13 protein-coding genes are annotated in these 17,257 nt (G+C 64.0%); 8 read left to right on the top strand and 5 right to left on the bottom strand.

What is annotated here, in order from left to right; translation table 11 throughout:
- The first annotated feature begins 18 nt into the window (after positions 1–18).
- The 3 genes from ACVOK8_RS15210 to ACVOK8_RS15200 all read left to right on the top strand — a co-directional run bounded on the left by ACVOK8_RS15210 (position 19) and on the right by ACVOK8_RS15200 (position 2,905).
- The gene (locus ACVOK8_RS15210; protein ID WP_481567564.1) at positions 19–1,224 is read left to right on the top strand and encodes a sensor histidine kinase; all 1,206 of its coding nucleotides are present in this window, start codon (positions 19–21) and stop codon (positions 1,222–1,224) included.
- Positions 1,221–1,823, top strand: coding sequence for a response regulator transcription factor (locus tag ACVOK8_RS15205; protein ID WP_481567563.1), 603 nt, complete (start codon positions 1,221–1,223; stop codon positions 1,821–1,823). The genes ACVOK8_RS15210 and ACVOK8_RS15205 overlap by 4 nt, the downstream gene beginning before the upstream one ends.
- Before the next feature lie 329 nt (positions 1,824–2,152).
- Positions 2,153–2,905, top strand: coding sequence for a ThuA domain-containing protein (locus ACVOK8_RS15200; protein ID WP_481567573.1), 753 nt, complete (start codon positions 2,153–2,155; stop codon positions 2,903–2,905).
- Between the two features lie 5 nt (positions 2,906–2,910).
- Here ACVOK8_RS15200 and ACVOK8_RS15195 read toward each other — a convergent pair whose 3' ends face one another.
- From ACVOK8_RS15195 to ACVOK8_RS15175, 5 genes are all read right to left on the bottom strand, one after another.
- Positions 2,911–3,450, bottom strand: coding sequence for a cytochrome b (locus tag ACVOK8_RS15195; protein ID WP_481567562.1), 540 nt, complete (start codon positions 3,448–3,450; stop codon positions 2,911–2,913).
- The gene (locus tag ACVOK8_RS15190) at positions 3,447–4,556 is read right to left on the bottom strand and encodes a catalase family peroxidase (RefSeq protein ID WP_481567561.1); all 1,110 of its coding nucleotides are present in this window, start codon (positions 4,554–4,556) and stop codon (positions 3,447–3,449) included. The genes ACVOK8_RS15195 and ACVOK8_RS15190 overlap by 4 nt, the downstream gene beginning before the upstream one ends.
- Positions 4,557–4,918: 362 nt before the next feature.
- On the bottom strand, positions 4,919–8,038 hold the full coding sequence (locus ACVOK8_RS15185; RefSeq protein WP_481567560.1) for an efflux RND transporter permease subunit: 3,120 nt from the start codon (positions 8,036–8,038) through the stop codon (positions 4,919–4,921).
- A 6-nt stretch (positions 8,039–8,044) separates the two neighbouring features.
- A complete protein-coding gene (locus tag ACVOK8_RS15180) occupies positions 8,045–11,269 on the bottom strand; it encodes an efflux RND transporter permease subunit (RefSeq protein ID WP_481567559.1) in 3,225 nt (1,074 codons plus the stop codon).
- 47 nt (positions 11,270–11,316) lie between these two features.
- Positions 11,317–12,558: an efflux RND transporter periplasmic adaptor subunit gene (locus ACVOK8_RS15175; RefSeq protein ID WP_481567558.1), complete on the bottom strand. Its 1,242-nt coding sequence runs from the start codon at positions 12,556–12,558 to the stop codon at positions 11,317–11,319.
- 456 nt (positions 12,559–13,014) lie between these two features.
- Between ACVOK8_RS15175 and ACVOK8_RS15170 the strand changes: the two genes are divergently transcribed.
- The 5 genes from ACVOK8_RS15170 to ACVOK8_RS15150 all read left to right on the top strand — a co-directional run bounded on the left by ACVOK8_RS15170 (position 13,015) and on the right by ACVOK8_RS15150 (position 17,064).
- Entirely contained in the window at positions 13,015–14,334 is a 1,320-nt protein-coding gene (locus tag ACVOK8_RS15170; protein WP_481567557.1) for an amidohydrolase, read from the top strand.
- Between the two features lie 45 nt (positions 14,335–14,379).
- The gene (locus tag ACVOK8_RS15165; RefSeq protein WP_481567556.1) at positions 14,380–15,243 is read left to right on the top strand and encodes a DUF4261 domain-containing protein; all 864 of its coding nucleotides are present in this window, start codon (positions 14,380–14,382) and stop codon (positions 15,241–15,243) included.
- 82 nt (positions 15,244–15,325) lie between these two features.
- Positions 15,326–16,135 carry an NADPH-dependent 7-cyano-7-deazaguanine reductase QueF gene (gene queF, locus ACVOK8_RS15160; protein WP_481567555.1) on the top strand — a complete coding sequence of 270 codons (810 nt, stop codon included), beginning with the start codon at positions 15,326–15,328 and terminating at the stop codon, positions 16,133–16,135.
- Between the two features lie 99 nt (positions 16,136–16,234).
- Positions 16,235–16,537: a LysM peptidoglycan-binding domain-containing protein gene (locus ACVOK8_RS15155; RefSeq protein ID WP_481517079.1), complete on the top strand. Its 303-nt coding sequence runs from the start codon at positions 16,235–16,237 to the stop codon at positions 16,535–16,537.
- A 47-nt stretch (positions 16,538–16,584) separates the two neighbouring features.
- Positions 16,585–17,064: a hypothetical protein gene (locus ACVOK8_RS15150; protein WP_481567554.1), complete on the top strand. Its 480-nt coding sequence runs from the start codon at positions 16,585–16,587 to the stop codon at positions 17,062–17,064.
- Positions 17,065–17,257 lie beyond the last annotated feature (193 nt).

Here is a 17,257-nt window from a genome sequence, read left to right as displayed (position 1 = left end):
TGCACAGGATGAACGCCGATGGGATTGCAGCGACCTGAATGGTTGAAGCCGGCACCGGATTCGGTGGTGGCCGACAACATCAAGCTCGGCAAATGGCCGTGGGTGGATGCCGTACATCTGCTGTGGACGGTATGGGTGTTCATCACGCCGATGTTCGGTGCGGGCTACACCCTGCGCTGGGCGCTGATCACATTGTGGTCGTTCCCGCTGTTCATCCTGTTCTACATGTTGACGCTGACAAGTGCGCGCCGGCATGCGCCGATCTTCGCGTTGGCGATGATCGTACTGTCGATGGCCTTGCTGCCGATCTATCCCTCCGGCATGAATTACTTCGTGTTTGGTTGCGTGATGCTGCGGACCAACCGTTGCATCAGTACGCGCCAATACATGTTCGAACTGGCGTTGTTGAACCTGGCGTTCCTGTCGCTGGCCTGGTGGATTGGCTACCCTTGGCAGGTGATTGCGTGGATTCCGGCGCTGGCGGTGATCATCGGCTTGATCGTCAATGTGGAACGATCGAGCAGCGAGAAGGACGCCGCGCTACGGCTCTCGCACGAAGAAGTGCGACGTTTGGCAGCGACAGCAGAGCGCGAGCGCATCGGTCGCGATCTGCATGACCTGCTCGGGCATACCTTGTCGTTGATCACACTGAAGATGGAATTGTCGCGCAAGCTGTTCGAGCGCGACCCGCAGCGCTCACAGCGCGAATTGGCCGAGGCCGAGCAGATCGCGCGTGATGCACTTGCACAGGTGCGCAGTGCGGTTACCGGTTTCCGTGCTGCCGATCTCGCAGCCGAGCTGGCGTCTGCACATCTGCTGCTGGAATCCTCGCGGGTGCACCTGCGCTATGCACCGCCGCCGGCGATGCCCGCGTGGATCGAGGCTGGCTTGTCGATGGTGTTGCGCGAGGCGGCCACCAATATCGCCCGCCATGCGCAGGCCAATGAGGCACTGATCAGTATCAATGTGTTGCCGGAGGCGGTGTTGATGGAGGTTGTCGATGACGGTCGCGGTGGCGTTTCGGCCAATGGCAACGGCTTGGCCGGAATGCGCGAGCGCGTATTGGCATTGGGAGGCGAACTGCAGATCGAGTCGCCGAAGGGGCAAGGCACCCGATTGAAGGTTCGTATCCCGATACAGGAACAACGGATGGCCTACGAATCCGTGGCGAACACCGCGCAGCTTGATTCGGCAAACCTGCCGGCGCAGGGAGCGGGCGCATGATCCGTATCCTGCTGGCCGAGGATCAGGCGATGGTGCGCGGTGCGCTGTCGGCCTTGCTCAATCTTGAAGCCGATATCGAAGTGATAGGCACCGCCGCCGATGGTGAGATCGCCTGGCGCGAACTGCAGCGGCTGAAGCCGGACATCCTGGTCACCGATATTGAAATGCCATTGCTGACCGGTCTGGAATTGGCGCAACGCGTGCAACGTCACCAGCTGCCAATCAAGGTGGTGATCGTGACCACGTTTGCCCGCAGTGGTTTCCTGCGGCGTGCATTGGATGCGGGTGTGCAGGGTTATCTGCTCAAGGACGCGCCAGCGGAAAAGCTTGCCGATGCCCTGCGTCAGGTGCAGCGCGGTGGCCGCGCGATCGATCCGCAACTGGCGGTGGAAGCCTGGTCCGAGGCCGACCCGTTGAATGATCGCGAGCGGCAGGTGTTGCGCCTGGCCGGTGAAGGCCGCTCCGCCAATGAGATCGCCGAGCAGCTCGGCCTGTCGCACGGCACCGTGCGTAATTACCTTTCCGAATGCATCGGCAAGCTCGGCGTTGCCAATCGCATAGAAGCGCACCGCGTAGCACGCCAAAAGGGCTGGCTGTAGCCAAATGTAGTGCCGAGCGATGCTCGGCAGGGGCTTTCTGCACAAGCCCAACCAACGTAGTGACGAGCCATGCTCGGCAGAGGTTTTCCAACAAACCCAACAAACGTAGTGCCGAGCCATGCTCGGCAGGGGCCCTCCAAGCAAACCCAACCCCGCCGCAACGGGCACATCCCTTGCTTCGCGGCTCACGCCGCTCCTACAACGGCATGGCGGTATGCTTTTATCCGTAGGAGCTATGAAATTTCAGCAAGGCTGATGCTGGCGCATCGACAGCACACTATGCTCGCTGCAACCCCGGGCAGGAACTGAACATGCGACGTAGATGCTGGATGTTGGTGGTAATGCTGTTTGCCTGCAGCCCGGCGTGGGCGCAGCAGTTCAAGGTACTGGTCGCTGCAATTCCCAATCAATACCACCATGACTACATCCCGGTCGCCAAGCCGCAGTTCGAGGCGCTGGCGCGGCAGCACTACTTCGCGCTGACCTGGGCCTGGAACACCACCGTCTTCGATCAGGATCTGGCGCAGTACGACGCCATCGTATTGCTCAACACCCCGGCCACCGAGTTGTCGCCCGCGCAGCGTGAAAAATTCCAGCAGTACGTGCGCGATGGTGGCGGTGTGGTCGCCGTGCACAAGGCGTTCGCGATACGGCGCGGTGAGTGGGAGTGGTACGACCGCATGATCGGCCGCTCGTTCCGTACCCATCCCTATCTGCAGACCGCCATGGTCGATGTTGTAAACCGCGACTTCCCGGCGACCGCAGGTCTTCCACAGCGCTGGCTATGGAGTGATGAATGGTACGAGTACGACCCGCCGTACAGCGATGAACTGGTCACGCTGCTGGCGGTCGATGAGCGCAGCTACGATCCCACGCTGATATGGCCGGGCCAGGTTGCCAAGGGCATGGGCAGGGATCATCCCGTGGCCTGGTACCACCGTTTCGAAGGCGGCCGCATATTCGCCACCGCGTTGGGTCATCAGGCCGAGGCCTATAACGATCCAAGCTATCTGGAGCACCTGTACGGCGGCATCTATTGGGCTGCTACTAGCAAGGGCGAGGGCAAGCCGCCCGCGCCCTGAATGCATCAGCGGCGTGGGCCGCGCGCCATCGCCTGGAACACGCCGTCGCGGCGCACCCAGGCGTGGAACAAGGCCGCACCCACATGCATCAGCACCGTCACGAACAGCAGGTAGGCCAGCAGGCTGTGGGCATTGCGCAGCAGTGCATACAGCGATGGTGTATGCGGCACGATGGCCGGCAGCTGCACGCCGCCCCACAGCACGATGGGATAGCCGCCTGCCGACAACATTGCCCAGCCGATCAATGGCATCGCCAGCATCAACGCATACAGCAGCCAGTGCGAGGCGGTGGCTGCCCATGCTTGCCAAGCAGGCAGATCAGCGGGCAGCGGCGGTGGCTTGTGGCGCAGGCGGTTGTACAGGCGCAGCAGGGCCAGTACCAAGATCAGGATGCCGAGCGGACGGTGCAGATTGATCAGGCCGGGACGCAGATGCACGGAGGCAACCATGGTTACGCCGATGAACAGCATCGCCAGGATCAGCAGCGCCATGCTCCAGTGCAGCACTCGCGCCAGCAGGTTGAAGTGTCCGTTGCTTTGGCTCATGGCTGCACCTGTGCGTTGTCACGTGCAGCTTCGCCGGTCGCGCGCTCGCGCTCGCGGCGATTGAAGGACTGCGAGTACACCGCCGAGCGGGCGGCGAGGATGGGGTCGTCGCTGCCTTCGACGCCGTCTGGAAGAATCAGTGGGTCGAAGTTGAGGTCGTTGCAGCTGCCTTGTTCCTGCGCCTGCGTCCGATCGATGTTGAGGACGCCGGCGACTATCTGCTCGCGCTCAGCTGGCCATGGCACCGATGGATCATTGATCGCGTCACTCGTACTGGCCAAAGTCACCACCAGGTTCCAGCGAACCGGCCCCTGCGCGAGCCGCTGCTGCAGATCCTGGCTGAGGAAATCCACTCCGGCCTGTTCGCGGCTGGCGGTATCCAGTTCTCGCGGCGTGGCCTGTGGCTGCCAGCGCCAACGCACTGCACGGCGTTGCCCCTGTGCATTGGTGAACCAGAAGCTGTTGACGCTGTTGAACTCGGTGCTGGCCCAGCTGTTGGTCCACGGCGCGGTCTTGGCCCATTGGGTGAAGGCACGGGCGCTGGGGTACTTTTCCTGGATCGCCGCCAGCTTGGCCGGGTTTGGCTTGCCGGTGGCCGGGTCGGGGATCTGCGCGCGGGTCTGCTCGTATAAGGCTTCCGGTGTGGCCACGGCGAGGAACGGGAAGCTGTTCATGGCCATGCGCCACTGCTGGCCATCGTCGCTGCTCAGCTGCACGGCGATGCTGCGTACGCGCGCGCTGTTGTCGGCGCCATGTGGATTGCCGCCGCCTATCGACAGGCGGCCGAGCACCGGTACGCGCGACTGTTCGAATATGCGGGCGTGTGACAGCTGTGGTGCCTGTGCGCTGGGTTCGAACCAACCACTGACGCATACGCCCTTGCTGTGGGCGCGGCGAAAGCCGGGGTGGTTTGCGCCGGTAGCTTCGATGGCGTCGGTGAAGTTCTGTGCGGTCAGCCGATCGCGACCGATCCAACCGGCGAGCCAGGCAAAGCCGAGCGCCACTGCGCCGAGGATCAGCGCGATCAAGGCGATCCAGGGCAGGGGAGAGTGCGGTTGGCTGCCGCGTGCTTGCCCGCCGTGGCGGGTGAATTTGAATAGGGGCATTGCGATACCAGTCTTGACCGACGGGAGCGTGGTGCGGCTATACGGTGGCAGAAGTGGCTGCGGAGGGCCAGCTTTGCGCTTCGCCCCCTCCCTTGCGCGCAGGGGAGGGTTGGGGAGGGGTGAGCTTTTGCGTTGTTGCTGTCGCTTTTTTCGCTTAGATCGCAGCGCGCAAAAAGCCAAAGCTCCCCTCATCCCAACCCTTCTCCCGCAGGCGGGAGAAGGGCTGAAGCAACAGCCAAAGCCAAAGCCAAAGCCAAAGCAACAGCCAGAGCAACAGCCAGAGCAACAGCCAAAGCCAAAGCAACAGCCAGAGCACCCCTCCCCAGCCCTCCCCTGCGCTGCGCGCAAGGGAGGGAGTGGGATCACGCGCGTGCGAGCTTGCGCAGGCGCTTGCGCTCCTTGCTGCGTGCGCGCCAGTTGCGCCAATGCTGCTGCAGGCAGGAGAAGATCACGTACAGGGCCGGCGTGCTGAGCAGGGTCAGGCTCTGCGAGATCAGCAGGCCGCCGATCATTGCGATGCCCAACGGACGCCGCAGTTCCGAGCCTTCACCCAGGCCAATCGCCAGCGGTAGTGCCGCAAGAATGGCAACCATCGTGGTCATCATGATCGGGCGGAACCGCACGATGCAGGCTTCACGGACCGCATCAGCCGGCGACTTGCCGTGCACGCGCTGCGCGACCAAAGCGAAGTCGATCATCATGATCGCGTTTTTCTTGACGATGCCGATCAGCAACACCAACGCGATCATCGAGATGATCGACAGGTCGGTGTTGGTGGCCCACAAGGCCAACAAGGCGCCCATGCCCGCGGCCGGCAACGTCGACAGAATCGTCACCGGATGCACCAGGTTTTCGTAGAGCATGCCGAGCACGATGTAGACCGTGGCGATGGCGGCGATGATCAGCATCAGCATCGCGACCGGGTCCATCGCCTGACGGAAACCACCGGGCGCAGCCTGGCGGATATCGCCGGGCATGCGCAGGCCTTCGATCACCGATTTGACGATGGCATCGCCTTCGCCGCTGCTTACGCCCGGTGCCAGGTTGTAGCTCAGGTCCATCACCGTGTACTGGTTCTGGTGGGTGACCTGCGAGGGCGCCAGTCCTGGTTCCTGATGGGCCAGCGCAGTCAGCGGAATCATCTGCCCGCTCTTGGATGGCACGTACAGATCTTCGATAGCGGCCGGGCTGCCGGTCTGGCTGGGCAGTGCATTGACCACGACGCCGTACTGGTTGAGGTCGGCATAAATGGTGGAGATCTGGCGTTGGCCGAAGGCACCGTACAACGCGCCGTCGATGGCGCCAATGGTCACGCCAAGGCGTGAGGCCTTCTCGCGGTCGATGACGATCTTCTGCATCAAGCCGCCCTTGTCCACGTCCGAACCGACATCACGCAGCTGCGGATGTTGCTTCAACGCGGTCACCAGCTTGGGCAGCCATTCGGCCAGCTGTTCGGCGTCGTTGCCCTGCAGGGTCACGCGGTTCTGCGCGCCCTGTGAACCGCCACCGCCACCGTCGGAGGGCAAGTCCTGGATGGCGCGCAAGCGCACATCCAGATCCGGGAACTGCGCAGCCTTGGCGCTTAGCCGGCTGACCACCACATTGGTGGGCTCCTTGCGGCCTTCCTTCTCGGTATGCAGCTCGATGTTGAACTGTGCGCTGCTGCCCTGGCGGCTGGAGCCCAGTCGCGAGCCCACCATCTTTACCGCCGGGTCGGCCAGGAAGGTATCGCTGAGCCGACGCTGGCGTTCGGCCATTTCCTGGAACGAGACGGTGGCGCTGGAGCTGGCGCGGCCCCAGATCAGGCCGGTGTCCTGCTCGGGGAACTGGCCCTTGCTGACCGAGCCGGCCAGGTAGAACGTCGCCACGATCAACAACAGCGGCGTCAGCGACAGCAGCAGGGCGTGGCGCAGGGAGAAGTCCAGCGCGACCGTGTAGACCTTGAGCATGCCCTCATGCACGCGGTCCAGCATGCGGTTGGTGCGGGTATCGCGTGCGCCTTCGGCATGCGGATGCAGGAAGCGTGCGCACAGTGCCGGGGTCAGGGTCAGCGAGACCACCGCCGAGACCAGGATCGCCGCGACCAGAGTGAGGGTGAACTCGCGGAAGAATGCACCGATCATGCCCTGGGCGAAGATGATCGGCAGGAATACCGCAATCAAGGAAGCGGTGATCGAGACGATGGTGAAGCCGATCTCGCGCGCGCCAGCCATCGCTGCTTCACGTCGCGGCATGCCCTCGTCGAGGTGGCGCATGACGTTCTCAATCACCACGATGGCATCGTCGACGACGAAGCCAATGGCGATCACCAGCGCCAGCAGGGTGAGGTTGTTGAGGGTGAAGTCCAGCGCGTACATCACCAGCGCGGCACCGGCCAGTGACAGTGGAACAGTCACTGCGGCAATCAGCGTCGGCGCCAGCCGGCGCAGGAACAGCGCCATGGTCAGGATCACCATCAGCAGGCTGATCATCAAGGTGATCTGCACTTCGGCCAGCGAGGCGCGGATGGTCGGCGTGCGGTCGAAGTACGGCGTCAGCGTGCTGCCCGCATCCAGATAACCGGTAAGCGAGGGAATGGCCGCCTTCACCCGATCGACGGTGGCGACCAGGTTGTCGCCGCTGCGCAGGTAGACATACATCAGCACGCCGCGCTTGCCGTTGAACCACGCGGCTTGATACGCGTCCTGCTGGCCGTCGTAGACCGTGGCCACGTCTTTCAGCCGGACGACTGCGCCGTCATGGGTTGAGATGGCCACATTGGCGAAATCCGAGGCCTTGCGGATCTGGTCGTTGAGGATGATCGCGGTCTGGTTGCTGCCATCGCTGAGGAAGCCCAGCGGCGAAGCAACGTTGGCCGCGCGCATCGCATTGCGCAGGTCATCCGGGCTCAGGCCCAGCGCGGTCATCGCGCGCAGGTTGAGGTCCACGCGCACCGCGGGCGTGGAGGCACCGGCGATATCCACCTGTGAGACACCGGGCAGCTGGCGCAAACGTTGCGCCAACAACGAGTCGGCGGTGTTGTACAGCTCGGCTACCGACTGCGTGTCCGAGGTCAGCGCCAAGGCGATCACTGGATCGTCGTTAGGGTTGGCTTTCTGGTAGGTGGGCGTGTTGATGCCGGCCGGCAGGTCGGCCATGGCCGCATTGATCGCAGCCTGCACGTCCTGTGCAGCCGAATCGATGTTGCGGCTGGTGTTGAACATCAGGAACACCATGCTGCGGCCATCGCTGCTGCTGGAGCGCATGGTGTCGATGCCGGGCACCTGGCCCAAGTGCCGTTCCAATGGCGCGGTGACCGTGGCTGCCATGGTGTTGGCGTCGGCACCGGTGTTGGAGGCCTGCACGAAGATCACCGGGATGGCCAGATTGGGCAGGGCAGCAACGCCCAGCCGCAGGTAGCAGACCAGCCCAGCGAAGAACAGGCCGATCGCCAGCAGGGTGATGCCGATCGGGCGCGAGATGAAAGGCGCGGAGATGTTCATCCGCGCTTACCGTGCCGTCTGCAGGCGTGCAGCGGCGCGTTGCTCGCGGCGCTTGGTCGCCCACTCGGACAGACGCTCGAAGTACAGGTAGATCACCGGCGTGGTGTACAGGGTCACCAGCTGCGACAGCAGCAGGCCGCCGACGATGGCCACACCCAGCGGCCGCCGCAGCTCCGAACCGATACCGGTGCCCAGCGCCAGCGGCAGGGCGCCAAGCATGGCCGCGGCGGTGGTCATCATGATCGGGCGGAAACGCAGCAGGCAGGCGCGGCGGATCGCGTCATAGGCATTGGCGCCGGAACGCTGCGCGTCCAGCGCGAAGTCGATCATCATGATCGCGTTCTTCTTGACGATGCCGATCAGCAGCACGATGCCGACGATGCCATCCACCGACAGGCTCATGCCACACAGGTACAAGGCCAGCAGTGCACCGACACCGGCAGGCGGCAGGGTCGAGATGATGGTCAGCGGATGGATCCAGCTCTCGTACAGCACGCCGAGCACGATGTAGATCACTGCGATGGCGGCCAGCAGCAACAGGATCACATCGGTCTGGCTACTGGAGAACTCGGCGGCGGTGCCGACGAACTGCGCCTGCATCCGCTGCGGCAGCTCCAGTTCGGCCACGGTTTTGTTGATCGCATCCACACCTTCGGACAAGGAGTAGCCGGGTGCCAGGTTGAACGAGATCGTCGCCGACGGCAGCTGCTGCTGGTGGCTGACGATCAGCGGCGCGGTGCCGGGCTTAGCGCTGGCGATCGCCGACAACGGGATGCTGCCGCCTGCGCCGAGTGCGATGCCGGTATTGGCACTGCCGATGCCGGTGGCGGTGGACGAGTTGCTCGACGTCACCTGGCCCAGGGTGGTGGCATTGCTGCCGCTGAGCGTGCCGCTGCCATTGCTGCCGATCGCCAGCTGGTTCATCAGTGCGTCGCTGGTGCGGAACTCCGGTGCCACTTCCAGCACCACGCGGTACTGGTTGAGCTGGGTGAAGATGGTCGAGATCTGGCGTTGACCATAGGCGTCGTAAAGCGTGTCGTCGATGGTCTGCATCGGCACGCCGTAGCGGCTGGCCTTGTCGCGGTCCACTTCCACATGCAGCGCACGGCCATGGTTGGCCAGGTTGTCGTCGACGTCGGCCAGCTCAGGCAGGCGGCGCAATGCGTCGGTGACGCGCTCGGTCTGCTTGGCCAGCTCGGCGCTGTCCATGTCCGACAGCGAGAACTGGTAGGCGGTGGCAGCCACACGCGTATCCAGGGTCACGTCCTGTACCGGCTTCAAGTACAGCGCGACGCCGGGAATATGTGCAGCGGCGGCCTGCAGACGCGACAGGATCACATCCAAGCCATCACGATCGCCACGGTCCTTGAGCACGATGCTCAGCTGGCCTTGGTTGAGGGTGGGATTCATGCTGCCAGCACCGATGTAGGCAGCTACACCGGTAACCGCTTCATCGCTCTGCAGCGCGGCGGCGACCGCCTGGGTGCGCTGCTGCATCTGCTCGAAGGCGACGTTCTGGTCGGCGATGACCACGCCGGTGATCATGCCGGTGTCCTGGTCGGGCAGCAGGCCCTTGGGGATCACCATGTACAGCACTACGGTCAGCGCGACCGATGCCAGGGCGATGCCCAAGGTCAGTGGCTGGTGGTGCAGCACCCAGTCCAAGGTGCGCTCGTAGACGCCGACCAGACGCGACCAGGCGGTGACCTTGCCTTCCGCTGCGGTACGCTCGTGCGCGTCGTCGCCCTCGGGTAGCGCATCGGGCTTGAGCAGGTAGGCGCACATCATCGGCGTCAGCGTCAGCGAGATCACCATCGAGATCGCCACTGCAATCGACAACACCCAGGCGAACTCGTGGAACAAACGACCGGTGACGCCCGGCATCAGGATCAGCGGCAGGAATACCGCGATCAGGGAAACCGTCAGCGACAGCACGGTGAAGCCAATTTCCTTGGAGCCGATTTCCGCTGCTTCCTGGCCGTCCTTGCCCTTCTCGATGTAGCGCACGATGTTCTCGATCATCACGATCGCATCGTCGACCACGAAGCCGGTGGCCACGGTCAGCGCCATCAGCGACAGGTTGTCCAGCGACATGCCGGCGAAGGCCATCACCCCGAACGTGCCGAGCAGGGACAGCGGCACCGCCACCGACGGGATGACTGTTGCCCACAGCCGGCGCAGGAACACGAAGATCACCGCCACCACCAGGCAGATGGTGAGGATCAGGGTGAACTGCACGTCATGCACCGAGGCGCGGATGGTGACGGTGCGGTCGGAGAACACATCGAGCTTTACGTCGGCCGGCAGCATGCCCTGCAGGTTGGGCAGGATCTGGCGGATGTTCTCCACCGTCTTGACGATGTTTGCACCGGGCTGGCGGCGCACTTCCAGCAGCACCGCCGGCTTGCCATCGGCCCAGGCGGCGAGCTGGTCGTTCTCGACGCCATCAACCACCTTGGCGACGTCGCGCAGGCGCACCGGCGCACCGTTCTGGTAACGGATGATGATGTCGTTGTAGTCGGCCGCGTCGCTGAGCTGGTCGTTGGTGGACAGCGTATAGCTCTGCGTCTTGCCGTTGAGCGAGCCCTTGGGCGCGTTGACGTTGGCCTGGGTCAGCGCACTGCGCAGGTCTTCCAGGGTCATGCCCATGTTGGACAGCTGCGCAGGGTTGACCTGGATACGCACCGCCGGCCGCACATTGCCGGCGATGGAGACCAGGCCGACGCCGTCGGTCTGCGACAGGCGCTGGGCCAGGATCGAGTCGGCCAGATCGTTGACCTCACGCAGCGGGCGCGTGTCCGAGGCCAGCTTCAGGGTCAGGATCGGTGCATCGGCCGGATTAACCCGGTTGTAGACCGGCTGGTAGGGCAGTGAGCTGGGCAGGGTGGCTTGACGGATTGCCGCCTGCACGTCCTGCGCGGCGGTATCCAGATCGCGTTCCATCGAGAACTGCAGCACGATGCTGGACAGGCCTGCCGAGGAATCGGAGGTCATCATGTCCAGTCCGGAAATCTGCCCCAGCTGCCGCTCCAGCGGCGTGGTCACCAGCGAGGCCATGGTCTGCGCGCTGGCACCCGGGTACTGGGTGGTCACCACCAGACTGGGCGCTTCGATTTCGGGCAAGGCCGCAACCGGTAGGCGCTGGTAACCGAGGATGCCCAGCAGCATCAAACCGATCATCAACAGGGAGGTGGCGATCGGGCGCCGGATGAAGATAGTCGAAAAGCCCACGGTCGGTTCCTGGTGCGGGGGAGGGGAGGCGGGTGCCGGCCAGCGCCTCAGCGCGGCGGGCCACCCCGTCCACCACGGTTGCCCTTCTGGCTGGCCGCCTTGAGCTGTTCTTCGGTCGGTGCCGGCGGTGCCTGGCCCGGTGCCAGTGCGTTGACCTTGCTGCCTTCCTTCAAGCGGAACTGGCCTTCGGTGACGACCTTGTCGCCGGCCTGCAGGCCCTTGCTGATCACCACGTGGCTGTCATCGACCTGGCCACCCTGCACCACATCACGCAGGGTGACGGTGTTGTCGGACTTCACCAGGTAGACGAAATCGCTGGTGCTGCTGCGCTGCACCGCTTCGGCCGGCACCACGATCGCGCCCGGCAGCACATTGAGCTTCATCTGCACATTGACGAATTGGCCCGGCCACAATGCATCGTTGGCATTGGGGAACTGCGCACGCAGGCGGAAAGTACCGCTGCTGCTGCTGATCTGGTTGTCCACCACCTGCAACACGCCGTCGGCGTTGACCACGCTGCCACCTTCGCGATCCATGGTCGAGGTCTGCAGTGGACCGGCGGCCTGCGCGCTGCGCACCGCGTCCAGCTGCTGCTCGGGCAGGTTGAACAGCACATAGGCCGGCTGCAGCTGGGTCACGGTGACGATCTGGCTGCCAGCGCTGACCACATTGCCCGGATCAACCGCGCGGATACCGGCGATGCCGTTGATCGGGGAGGTGATGCGGGTGTAGTCCAGCTGCACCTTCGCCTGCGCGGCCGATGCCTGCGAGGCGGCCACCGCGGCCTGGTACTGGCTGACCTGGTTGCGCAGCGTGGTCAGGTCGGTCTGGGCGACGAACTGACGGTACTCCGGTGAGTTGGAGCGCGCGTAGTTGGACTGCGCGGTAGCCAGCAGGGCCTCGTTCTGACGCTTGCTGGCGACAGCCTGGTCGTACTGGGCCTGGAAGGTGCGTGGGTCGATCTGCGCGAGCAGGTCGCCCTTCTTGACCGCCTGGCCTTCGCGGAAGTTGACGCTGAGCAGCTGGCCGCCGACCTGCGGGCTGACCGTGACGGTGTTGAACGCTGTCACCGTGCCCTGCGCGGTCAGGTAGACCGGCACGTCTTTCTTCTCGGCGCTGACCGCGGTGACCGGCACCGGGTCCTTGTCCTGCTCACCCCGGCCGCCCTGGTTCATGCCTGCCGGCGCCGCACCGGCCTTCTGCTTGCCGCCCCCCATCAGCCGATAGCCGATACCGGCCACCAGCAGCACTGCAATGACCAGCAGTACGATCTTCCAGAAACGCGACATGCGAAAACTCCTGAGGAACCGATAGGGGAGGGCAAACAAGGCGCAGAGGATACCGCCGCGCCTGTTGTCATGGAGGCATGACCGATGGGCCACGCATACAGACCCGTGCAGGTGATGAACGTTCCATCGCGGCATCGGTTGACCCGATGTTGTAGTGCCGAGCCATGCTCGGCAGGGGCCTTCCCTGAGTCGCATCAACCTGCAGGAATGCTGTGGGAGCGGCGTGAGCCGCGAAGCCGGCGAACTTGGAACCACCGACTGGTCTGTGATCTGACGGACCATCTGTTTCGCGGCTGACGCCGCTCCCACAAGCTGACGGGGTGCTAGGAAGGCGCCTGCCGAGCATGGCTCGGCACTACGGTGGATCGCCTACATCGTGTCGGTTCCCTGCCGGCGGCCGCTTGGCCCATGATTGGCCTACATTCACCCTGTCCCCGATTCGAAGGAGAGTTGCTGATGGCCCGTAAGATCGTGTTGCTGTCTGCCTTGCTTTGCGCCCTTGCCCCGCTGGCACAGGCCCAGGATGCCGCCCAGCGGCCAGAGGTGGCTGCTGCCGCTACTCGCCTGCAGCAACAAGTGGTGGATTGGCGGCGCGACTTCCACGCCCATCCGGAACTCTCCAATCGCGAAGAACGTACCGCGGCCAAGGTCGCCGAGCGTCTGCGTGCGATGGGCCTGAGCCCGAAGACCGGCGTAGCCGTGCACGGCGTGGTCGCCATCATCAAGGGTGGGCTGCCCGGCCCGAAGATCGCCCTGCGTGCCGATATGGATGCCTTGCCGGTCACCGAGCAGACGGGCCTGCCGTTCGCCTCCAAGGCCACCGCTGAGTACCGCGGCGAACAGGTCGGGGTGATGCACGCCTGCGGTCATGACGCGCACACCGCAACTTTGCTGGGCGTGGCCGACGCACTGGTGGCGATGCGCGACAAGCTGCCCGGCGAAGTGATGCTGATCTTCCAGCCGGCCGAAGAAGGCGCACCGCCACCGGAGCAGGGCGGCGCCGACCTGATGTTGAAGGAAGGCCTGTTCAAGGATTTCAAGCCGGAGGCGGTATTCGGCCTGCATGTGTTCTCCAGCGTGCAGGCGGGGCAGATCGCCGTGCGCGGTGGCCCGTTGATGGCGGCTTCTGATCGCTTCGGCATCACCGTCAATGGCCGCCAGACGCATGGCTCGGCGCCGTGGAACGGTGTTGATCCGATTGTCGCGGCCTCCGATCTGATCGGCACCGCGCAGACCATCGTCAGCCGCCGCGTCAATCTGTCCAAGCAGCCGGCGGTGGTCACCTTCGGCGCGATCAAGGGCGGCATCCGCTACAACATCATTCCCGACTCGGTGGAAATGGTCGGCACCATCCGTACCTTCGATCCGGACATGCGCAAGCAGATCTTCGCCGACCTGCGCAACGTCGCTGAGCACACCGCCGCCGCCCACGGCGCAACAGCCGTCACCGACATCTACGAGAAGGATGGCAATCCCGCCACGGTCAACGACCCGGCGCTGACCGCGCGCATGCTGCCCAGCCTGCAGGCCGTGGTCGGCAAGGGCAACGTTTATGAGCCGCCGTTGCAGATGGGCTCGGAAGATTTCTCGCTGTACGCACAGCAGGTGCCGTCGATGTTCTTCTTCGTCGGTTCTACCGGTGCCGGCATCGACCCGGCTACCGCGCCAAGCAACCACTCGCCCAAGTTCCTGCTCGACGAAAAGGCACTGGATGTTGGCCTGCGCGCGCTGTTGCAGGTGTCGCTGGATTACCTGCACGGTGACAAGGCAGGCTGAGTGCGGGTAGTGTCAGGGGCTTATCTACAAGGACGAAGGAGCCCCATGAGCGTCAGCCTGGCCATGCTGCTGCAGTCGCAGCTCGACCCTCAGCTCACCGCCGAAGCCCTGCTTGCGCAGCTACGCAGCGATTGGCCCGACCTGGACCAGTCGCTGCTGCGGCTGGGCGAAGCAACGACGGATGACACCGTCAACAAGGATGCCGATGACGACGATTCGCCGATGCTGTGCCTGGAATACGCGGACTACCTGATCGCGTTGATGCCCATCCCGGTGCAGATCGGCGATGACGTCGCGCAGATCTGCGCGCACAGCCGGCTGTGGCCGGAGGCCACGCCAGCACCGGTGGATTACACCGCGCACACCATCGTCACCGTGATGCGCTTCAGCGACGACGGGCAGGAAGCCAACCTGGTCGCGCAGGCCGCGTTGCTCAGCCGCGTATTGGCCTCGGCGGTCGCCGTTTCCGACAACATCCAGGCGATCTACTTCGGTAGTGCCAACCACGTTGTGCTGCCAGGCCTGTTCCGCGAGCTGACCCAGGCCACCTTGCCCGAGCCGCTGCCGATCGCCTGGGTGGCGATCAATGTCGGCCAGCGCCCGGAGGGGGTGATGACCGGGCATACCCGCGGCATGGACATGCTGGGCCTGATGGACATCGAGATTCCCGAGACCGGGGACACCGCCGAAGGCGTGTTCAGCCGGCTCACCGGCATTGTCGATTACCTGATCGAGAACGGCATGGTCATCAGCAATGGCGACACCCTCGGGGCTACCGAGGAAGAGCGTATCCGCGTGGTCTACGGCCCCTCTGCGCTGGACCCGGAGCGCGAGGTGATGCGGCTGGTGAGCGAGGAGATCCCGCAGGCCAAGCCCGGTAAATCATGGTGGAAGCGACTGCTGAACTGAAGCTTCGCCAGACACCGGATTTCCTGCGAAAGAGCGCCTCGGTATATCCGGCGCTCAAGCTGGCGCAATTACAATGGGGCCAATGAATACTCCCCAAGATTCCAGCCTCGGCCGTGAGGTCGACTACCCCCGCCAGTATGACGCCAGTCTGCTGTTCCCGATCCCGCGCGCTGGCGCCCGTGCCGAGATCGGCCTGGGCAGCGAGCTGCCGTTCGTCGGCGAGGACCGCTGGCACATCTATGAACTTGGCTGGCTGGACGCGCGCGGTAAGCCCTGCGTGGAGACCGCTACCCTGTACGTACCGGGAACCTCGCCGAACCTGATCGAGTCCAAGTCGCTCAAGCTGTACCTGAACTCGCTCAACGGGGCGCGTTTCAACCGTGCCGAAGCGGTGCGCGAGTGCATCGCCACCGATCTGTCGACCTGTGCCGGTGCCGATGTGCGGGTCGAGTTCGGCCTGCCAGCGGTGGACCAGGCGCCGGGCGAGGGCATCGATCACCTGGATGTCGCCATCGACAGCTATGGCCCGCCCGATGCGAGCCTGCTGCTGGCCGATGCCGGCAACGTGGTCAGCGAGACCTTGGTGTCGGCGTTGCTCAAGTCGAACTGCCCGGTGACCGGCCAGCCGGACTGGGCCAGCGTCAGCATCCGCTACCAAGGCCCCCGCATTGATCGCGAGGGGCTGCTGCGTTACCTGGTCAGCTACCGCGACCACGCCGAGTTCCACGAACAGTGCGTGGAGCGGATATTCCTGGAACTGAGCCAGCGCTGCCAGCCAGCCACGCTGGAGGTGGAGGCGCGCTACACCCGCCGCGGCGGCCTGGATATCAACCCACGCCGGTCCAGCCTAGGCTTGGCCGCCAGCGCCCCGATCCGCGACCTGCGTCAATAAACATTCAGCTGCGTACGCTGCTTTTTACGTCGACGCGATGAAACCTTAACAGGCGTCGTGCAATCGTTGCTTCCAGTCAGTCACGGAGGAGCAGCCTGGATGAGCAGTACTGATAAGAAAGCCGATTTTTCCGGTGTCACCGGCTCCGTCACCAGCACCGAACAAGTGGTGGAAAAGGCGGATTTCTCCGGTGTCACGGCAACAGTAACCAGCACCGAAGAGATCGTCGGTGAGCAGGAATACACGGTGCAGAGTGGTGACAACCTCTCCAAGATCGCCAAGAACCTGCTTGGCGATGGCAATGCATGGAAGAAGATATTCGATGCGAACCGCGATGTCCTCGACGACCCGGACAAGATCCGCCCCGGACAGACGCTGAAAATTCCGGCGCGCCAGGGCTGAGCCCGCGCCACTACGTACGCACTTTCAAACCAGATTCGGAGCAATTCATGAAGAAGACTTCGCTTAGCAGTGCCTTGATGATCGCTGTGGTCGGTGCCGTGGCACTGGTTGGCTGCAAAAAGAAAGAAGAAGAGGTTGCGCCGCCGCCGCCAGTTGCTGCTGCCCCGGCACCGATGGTTGAGTCCGCACCTGCAGCCCCGGTTCTCGCGGTTACCGCCGTGACGGTTGGCAACGCTGCGGCGGCTGATATGTCGGTGGCACCGGTTGCTGTATTGGCTGCCAAGGACAAGATCATCGTTTCGATCAAGACCAGTGGCACCGCCAGCAATGTGCCGGTGGCCGCCAAGTTGACCTACCAGGATGGCCAGACCGCCGGTGAGCAGAGCGCCACGCTCAATGCTACCGACGCCGGTACCACCAATATCGAATTCGCCAACAGCAAGCCGTGGCCGGCTGGCAAGTACACCGCCGACGTCACCGTCGATGGCAAGGCTGCCGGTACGCCGCAGCAGTTCGAGGTGAAATGAGTAAGGCGTTAGCCGGCGCAACTCTCTCCCGTCGGTGATACGCATGGGCGCAGCCACCAGGCTGCGCCTTTTTTTTTGCATCAACCGTAAATGCTTCTTGTAGGAGCGGCGTCAGCCGCGGAGGCGGGAGCACGTCCTAAGAAGGGTTTCCTGCGATCTAAGGATAGGGGGGGGCGCCGCGCCCCGCCCAAAA

The sequence above is a fragment of the Stenotrophomonas sp. STEN083 genome (genome assembly GCF_056759195.1).
Note: the sequence above shows the minus strand (reverse complement) of the source record. Positions and strands in the feature narration are given on the sequence as shown.